Below are 6,790 nucleotides of genomic sequence, written 5' to 3'. Positions count from 1 at the left end.
GGTGGGGTGTAGGTGGTGGCGGCGGGGTGAGACTGGGCGATTTTGGTGATTCGGGCGGTTACCGACTGGATCTGGGCGGGGGCCGCACCGGTGAAGGCGGCGCGGTCGGCGACCAGGGCGTCGATCTCGGCTCGGGTGAGGTTGAGGCGCGGGTCGGCAGCCAGGCGGTCGAAGAGGTCGTTCTCGAGAGTGCCCTGCTCGCGCATGGCCAGGGCCACGGCTACCGCGTGCTCCTTGATCGCCTCGTGGGCGGTTTCCCGGCCGACGCCTCGACGGACGGCCGCCACCAGGATCTTGGTGGTGGCCAGGAAGGGCAGGAAACGCTCCAGTTCCCGGTTGATCACTGCCGGGTAGGCGCCGAACTCGTCCAGCACGGTGAGGAACGTCTGGAACAGCCCGTCAGCGGCGAAGAAGGCGTCGGGCAGGGCCACCCGGCGCACCACCGAGCAGGAGACGTCCCCCTCGTTCCACTGGTCGCCGGCCAGCTCGCCGACCATCGACAGGTACCCCCGGATGATCACCGCGAAGCCGTTCACCCGCTCCGACGAGCGCGTGTTCATCTTGTGCGGCATCGCGCTGGAGCCGACCTGCCCCGGCTTGAAGCCCTCGGTGACCAACTCCTGGCCGACCATCAGTCGGATCGTGGTGGCCAGCGACGAGGGCGCCGCGGCGACCTGCGCCAGCGCGGAGAGCACATCGAAGTCGAGCGACCTCGGGTAGACCTGCCCGACACTGTCCAGCACCCGGTTGAACCCGAGGTGGGCGGCGACCCGCCGCTCCAGCTCCGCCACCTTGTCGGCGTCACCGTCGAAGAGGTCGAGCTGGTCGGCGGCGGTACCCACCGGACCCTTGATTCCGCGCAGCGGGTACCTGTCGATCAGGTCCGAAAGCCGCTCGTACGCGATGATCATTTCCTCCGCGGCCGACGCGAAGCGCTTGCCCAGCGTGGTCGCCTGCGCCGCGACGTTGTGCGACCGGCCGGCCATCACCACATCGGCGTACTCGTGCGCGTGCCAGGCCAGCCGGACCAGCGTCGCCACCACCCGGTCCCGGATCAGTTCCAGCGACCGGCGCACCTGGAGCTGCTCGACGTTCTCGGTGAGGTCCCGCGAGGTCATCCCCTTGTGCACGTGCTCGTACCCGGCGAGCGCGCTGAACTCCTCGATCCGCGCCTTGACGTCGTGCCGGGTCACCCGCTCGCGCGCCGCGATCGAATCAAGATCAACATCGTGCACCACCCGCTCGTACGCCTCGACCACCCCGTCCGGCACCGACACGCCGAGGTCCCGCTGAGCCCGGAGTACGGCGAGCCAGAGCTGCCGCTCCAGCCGGATCTTCTCCTCCGGCGACCAGAGAGCGACAAGTTCGGGCGAGGCGTACCGGTGGGCGAGCACGTTCGGGATCGTCGTCACCCACCCATTCTCCGGCACCTGCCAGCCGACGGCCGACCGCCCCTCGGTGGTGGCAAACCGCTCACGGGCGAGGACGCACGATAGGGCACCGCCCGATCCGGGCGGCGTTCTTCGCTGCTGGCCTCAGGGTGGGGCGGGACGGCCGGTGAGGGCGGTCCAGAGGCCGGCGCAGGCCGCCGCCTCGGTGGCGAAGACCTGGCGTACGTCGTAGTGGCCGCGTTCGTACGCGCCGATCTCCCAGCCCTCGGTGCTCCGGCGGAGGAACCAGAAGTCGGGTGGCACCGGCACGTGCTCGTGCACACCCTCCAGCTCGAACGCGTCCGGCGACAGCCCGGCGGCGAGCAGGGCATCGCGTACCTCGTGCCGATTCACGTTGCCACCTCCACGACGGCGAGCCTAGGGGCGGTGGTCACGAACAGCGTGGCCACCGCCCCGAGGAGGACTTTCCCGGTCAGCACTCCTTGGTCGCGGGCTGGCTGCCGGCCTTGCCACCCTGGCGCGGCACGGTGTGCTCCTTCACGTTCGGGCAGGGGCCACCGAGGTATTCCTCGACGATGTACTTGTGGTCGAGCAGCCACTGCACGGTCAGGTTCGACCCGGCCTTGGGCACGTACGCCGGGTTGAGCTGGAACTGGGTGCCCAGGCCGGGCTGGGCGAACCACGGCGCGATCGGGCCGGAGTCCACGTCGAAGGGCTTGAGCACGCAGTAGGTGTGGTAGTTGGCCAGCGGCGCGGGCGGCGTGGTGGCCGGCGGCGTCGGCGGGGTGTTCAGGCTCTGCGGTGCCAGCGAGCGGGCGTTGAACGGGGTGCCGAGTGGGGCGAGGAAGGCACCGCCGGTGAAGCCGAAGCGGTCCAGGCGGTATCCGGGCAGCATGGTCTGCCGCTGCTTGATCGCCTTGCCGTCCGGCCCGAGCACGAAACCGTTCTCCGGCGGGAAGATCAGCCGGGTCGGGTCTCCGGGCACCGTGTAGTTCTGCACCCACTCGTTCTCGGTCTGCGCGCCGAAGCGCTGGTAGCCGGCGAGCAGCGGGCCGACCGGTGACGCGTACGGCAGCTGGGCGGGGCCGAACAGCCGGTTCCCGTCGTAGAAGACGGTGGTCTGCGGCGCGTCCGGGGGTGTGCCGGGGCGGCAGAGCTTCTGGCCACCCGGCTTGGCCGGCCGGGCAGGCACGGCTCCCTTGGACCGTTGTCCCGGTTCCCCGTCCGGTTTTGCGGTGCCGTCGTCGGTGGCCGCGGCGAGCCGGGTGGTGTTGGCCGTCGGCGCCGCGTCGGTCGGGGCGATGCCGGGGACGACGGCGAGCGCGGCGCCGGAGAGCAGGGCTACCAGCCATCGCGTACGTTTCATCACAAACCTCCCGCTGAAGGACAATGAGTTCCTTCAGCCTGCGAGGTTCATACGTGAATGTGATGCTTAGTGCAGTTTTGCCCCTGAAAGGGGGTGTCAGCGCTCCAGGATCGCGGCCACGCCCTGGCCGCCGGCGGCGCAGATGGAGATGAGCCCGCGACCGCTGCCCTTGGTGGCGAGCAGCTTGGCCAGGGTGGCCACGATCCTGCCACCGGTCGCGGCGAACGGGTGACCGGCGGCCAGCGACGAGCCGTTGACGTTGAGCTTGTCGGTGTCGATGGTGCCCAGCGGGGCGTCCAGGCCCAACCGCTCGACGCAGAACTCCTTCGACTCCCAGGCGGCGAGGGTCGCCAGCACCTGCGCGGCGAACGCCTCGTGGATCTCGTAGTAGTCGAAGTCCTGAAGGGTCAGCCCGGCCCGGGCGAGCAGCCGGGGCACCGCGTACGCGGGTGCCATCAGCAGACCCTCGTCGCCGTGCACGAAGTCCACAGCGGCCGTCTCCGACCAGCTGAACCAGGCCAGTACCGGCAGGTGGTGCGCGCGGGCCCACTCCTCGCTGGCCAACAGCACAGTGGAGGCACCATCGGTGAGCGGTGAGGAGTTGCCGGCGGTCATGGTGGCCCGCTCGGCGTCCGGACCCTTGGTGCCGAAGACCGGCCGCAGCCCGCCGAGCTTCTCCAGGGTGGTGTCGGGGCGGAGGTTCTGGTCCCGGGTGAGGCCCAGATAGGGGGTCATCAGGTCGTCGAAGAACCCCTTGTCGTACGCGGCGGCGAGCCGCTGGTGCGAGCGGAGCGCCAGTTCGTCCTGCGCCTGCCGGTCGATGTTCCAGCGCAGCGTGGTCTGGGCGGCGTGCTCACCCATGGAGAGCCCGGTACGCGGCTCGGCGTTGCGCGGGATCTCCGGTTTGAACGGCTGGGCCGGGCGCAGCTTCGCGGCGATCTTGAGCCGCTCGCCGAGGGTGCGGGCGGAGTTGAGCTTGAGCAGGGTGCGGCGCAGCTCCTCGTTGACCGCGAGCGGGGCGTCGGAGGTGGTGTCGGTGCCACCGGCGATGCCGACCTCGATCTGCCCGAGGGCGATCTTGTTGGCGACCAGAATGGCCGCTTCCAGGCCGGTGCCGCAGGCCTGCTGGATGTCGTACGCCGGGGTGCGCGGGTCGAGCTTGGAGCCGAGCACCACCTCGCGGGTGAGGTTGAAGTCCTTCGCGTGCTTGAGCACCGCACCGGCGACCACCTCGCCCACCTGCTGTCCGGCCAGGCCGAACCGGGCGATCAGCCCGTCCAGGGCGGCACCGAGCAGGTCGGCGTTGGAGGCGCTGGCGTACCGCGAGTTGGAGCGGGCGAAGGGGATCCGGTTGCCGCCGATCACCGCGACCCGTCGAACGTCCTGCACGATTCGCCTCCTGGGAAGTGTTGCCCGCACCTTACTCACCAGTAGGCTACGCCTATGACCGACAGGTACGCGAGCTTCGTCCAGTCGGGCGCCGGTCGGGCGCTCGTCAAGCGCCTCGGGCTGCCCGATCCGCCGCGACTGCGCCGGCACGCGCCCGGCGAGCCGATCCTTCCCGGGCTGGCGCTGCTCGGCGCCGCCGCCGGTGGCCGGCTCGCCGAGCCGGTCGGCAAGATCCTGGCCGCCGCCGGGCTCGCCCTGCGCGATCCGGCCACCGCCGTGCCCGATCCGGCAACCGGTCGTACGCCCGCCAGCGCCGCCCTGCTCTACGACGCGACAGGCATCACCGACTCGACCGGGCTGCGCCAGCTCTATGACTTCTTCCACCCGCAGGCCCGCGCGGTGCAGCCCAGCGGTCGGGTGATCGTGCTCGGCACCCCGCCGGCCGAGTGCGGCACGCCGCGCGAGGCGACCGCCCAGCGGGCCCTGGAAGGGCTGACCCGCAGCATCGGCAAGGAGTTCGGCCGGGGCATCACCGCCCAACTGGTCTACGTCACGCGCGACGCCGACCAGGGCACCTGGACCAGTCTGGAGTCGACCCTGCGGTTCCTGCTCTCCGGCCGGTCCGCGTACGTCTCGGGACAGGTGATCCGGGTCGGCGCCGGCCGGGCGAGCGCGCCGGCCGACTGGGACCGCCCGCTGGACGGCCAGGTCGTGCTGGTCACCGGCGCGGCCCGGGGCATCGGCGCGGCACTGGCAGGGGTGCTGGCCCGCGACGGCGCGACGGTGGTGGCGCTGGACGTCCCGGCCGCCGGTGACGAGTTGGCCGCGGTGGCGAACGAGATCGGCGGCAGCGCGGTACAGCTCGACCTGACCGCCGCCGACGCGCCCGCCCGGCTCGCCGATCACCTGACCGAGCGGCACGGCCGGGTGGACGTGGTGGTGCACAACGCCGGCATCACCCGGGACAAGACCCTCGGCCGGATGGACGCCGAGCGGTGGGACCAGGTCATCGACGTCAACCTGTCCAGCCAGGAACGGATCAACGACACACTGCTGGAGCGCGGCCTGATTCCGGCCGGCGGCCGGATCGTCGGTGTCTCCTCGATCGCCGGGATCGCCGGCAACCGGGGCCAGACGAACTACGCCACCAGCAAGGCCGGGGTGATCGGGCTTGTCGACTCGCTCGCCCCGGCCCTGCGCGAGCGGCAGATCAGCGTCAACGCCGTCGCGCCCGGGTTCATCGAGACCCGGCTGACCGCCCGGATCCCGCTGACGCTGCGCGAGGCGGGCCGCCGGATGAACAGCCTGTCGCAGGGCGGGCTGCCGGTGGACGTGGCCGAGACCATCGGTTGGCTGGCCTGGCCGGCTTCCGGTGCGGTGAGCGGCAACGTGGTCCGCGTCTGCGGCCAGAGCCTGCTGGGGGCGTGATGGTCCGCCGCAGCCGCCGCGACGACGAGCCGGCCGACGAACTCTCCGTCGGCGAGTTGATCGACGGACCGACCACGATCCTCACGCCGGACCTGCTGGCCGCCGCGCGGGCGGCCCCGCCGGATGACGGCGGGCCGGCCGGGCCGACCCGGGACCTCGCCGACCTGGCCGCCGGGGTGACCGCCGACCGGCACCCGACGGCCGGCCCGCCGGAACAACCCGGCCCGGCGGTGGACCAGGCCGGCGCGACGGCACCGGCCGACGCGGTGCCCGCCCGGATCGAGCTGCCGAGGTTGCCGGCGGCCGGTCCGCTGTACCGGCGGGCGCTGCTGGGCGCGATGCCGGGCTTCGGCGGCCGGCGCGGCGACGACCTGCCCGCAGTGGAGCTGACCGTGGGCGGGGTGGCCGTCGATCCGGTCCGGCTGGCCGAGTACGACCGGGTGTGTGGGTTCCGGCTGACCGACCGGCTGCCCGCGACCTTCCCGCACGTCATGGGCTTCCCGCTGGCGCTGCGGCTGCTCAGCGCGGCGGAGTTCCCGATCCCGCTGGTCGGCCTGGTGCACATCGGTAACCGGATCACCGTGCACCGGCCGCTCACCATCGCCGACCGCCTGGAGTTCACCACCTGGGCGGAGCACCTGCGCCCGCACGACCGGGGTCGGCAGGTGGACGTCGTACTCGTCGGGTCGACCGACGGGGTCGAGGTGTGGCGCGGCGTCTCGACGTACCTCGGCCGGCAGCGCACACCCGGCGAGGGCGAGCGGCGCGACCGGGGCGAGCGGCCCGCGCCGCCGGCCGCCACCGCCCGGTGGCGGGTGACACCCCGGATCGGTACGGAGTACGCGCGGGTCTCCGGCGACCACAACCCGATCCACACCTCCCGCTGGGGCGCGCGACTGTTCGGCTTCCCCCGCCCTATCGCGCACGGCATGTGGAGCAAGGCCCGTTGCCTCGCCGCGCTGGAGAACCGGTTGCCCGAGGCGTACACGGTGGAGGTGGCGTTCAAGCTCCCGGTGCCGCTGCCCGGCACCGTCGCGTTCAGCGCCGGGCGGGATGGCGACGGTTGGGACTTCGCGCTGCACGACGAGCGCGGTCGCCCGCACCTGGTGGGCACCATCAACTGAGGATCACCGCGACGACGGAAGGGTCGGGCACTTGCCCGGCCCTTCTTTTCGCGCTAAGTTGTTCTTAGTTCGAGATATTCTCAGAGTGAGAG

At 71.9% G+C, this 6,790-nt stretch carries 6 protein-coding genes; 2 read left to right on the top strand and 4 right to left on the bottom strand.

Translation table 11 applies throughout. From position 1 onward, the window contains the following. The 4 genes from purB to C1I93_RS11215 form a co-directional block, all read right to left on the bottom strand. Positions 1 to 1,412, bottom strand: a 1,412-nt coding sequence (gene purB, locus C1I93_RS11230; RefSeq protein WP_111243196.1) for an adenylosuccinate lyase, incomplete at its 3' end; no start/stop codon positions are given. 123 nt (positions 1,413 to 1,535) lie between these two features. Beyond that, a complete protein-coding gene (locus C1I93_RS11225; protein ID WP_111243195.1) occupies positions 1,536 to 1,784 on the bottom strand; it encodes a hypothetical protein in 249 nt (82 codons plus the stop codon). 79 nt (positions 1,785 to 1,863) lie between these two features. Then, positions 1,864 to 2,757 carry a TNT domain-containing protein gene (locus C1I93_RS11220; RefSeq protein ID WP_111243194.1) on the bottom strand — a complete coding sequence of 298 codons (894 nt, stop codon included), beginning with the start codon at positions 2,755 to 2,757 and terminating at the stop codon, positions 1,864 to 1,866. A 96-nt stretch (positions 2,758 to 2,853) separates the two neighbouring features. Then, entirely contained in the window at positions 2,854 to 4,146 is a 1,293-nt protein-coding gene (locus C1I93_RS11215; RefSeq protein WP_111243193.1) for an acetyl-CoA C-acetyltransferase, read from the bottom strand. 54 nt (positions 4,147 to 4,200) lie between these two features. On the opposite strand from C1I93_RS11215, the gene C1I93_RS11210 reads away from it, so the two are divergent. Beyond that, positions 4,201 to 5,574 carry a 3-oxoacyl-ACP reductase gene (locus C1I93_RS11210; protein ID WP_111243192.1) on the top strand — a complete coding sequence of 458 codons (1,374 nt, stop codon included), beginning with the start codon at positions 4,201 to 4,203 and terminating at the stop codon, positions 5,572 to 5,574. Beyond that, on the top strand, positions 5,574 to 6,698 hold the full coding sequence (locus C1I93_RS11205) for a MaoC/PaaZ C-terminal domain-containing protein (protein ID WP_111243191.1): 1,125 nt from the start codon (positions 5,574 to 5,576) through the stop codon (positions 6,696 to 6,698). The genes C1I93_RS11210 and C1I93_RS11205 overlap by 1 nt, the downstream gene beginning before the upstream one ends. The last annotated feature ends 92 nt before the right edge of the window (positions 6,699 to 6,790 follow it).

It is taken from the genome of Micromonospora endophytica (genome assembly GCF_003236305.1).
GTDB lineage: Bacteria > Actinomycetota > Actinomycetes > Mycobacteriales > Micromonosporaceae > Micromonospora > Micromonospora endophytica.
Note: the sequence above shows the minus strand (reverse complement) of the source record. Positions and strands in the feature narration are given on the sequence as shown.

Coding starts and splice junctions, on each gene's coding strand:
- C1I93_RS11220 (WP_111243194.1), bottom strand. CDS start 2,757: ATGAAACGTACGCGATGGCTGGTAGCCCTGCTCTCCGGCGCCGCGCTC.
- C1I93_RS11210 (WP_111243192.1), top strand. CDS start 4,201: ATGACCGACAGGTACGCGAGCTTCGTCCAGTCGGGCGCCGGTCGGGCG.
- C1I93_RS11205 (WP_111243191.1), top strand. CDS start 5,574: ATGGTCCGCCGCAGCCGCCGCGACGACGAGCCGGCCGACGAACTCTCC.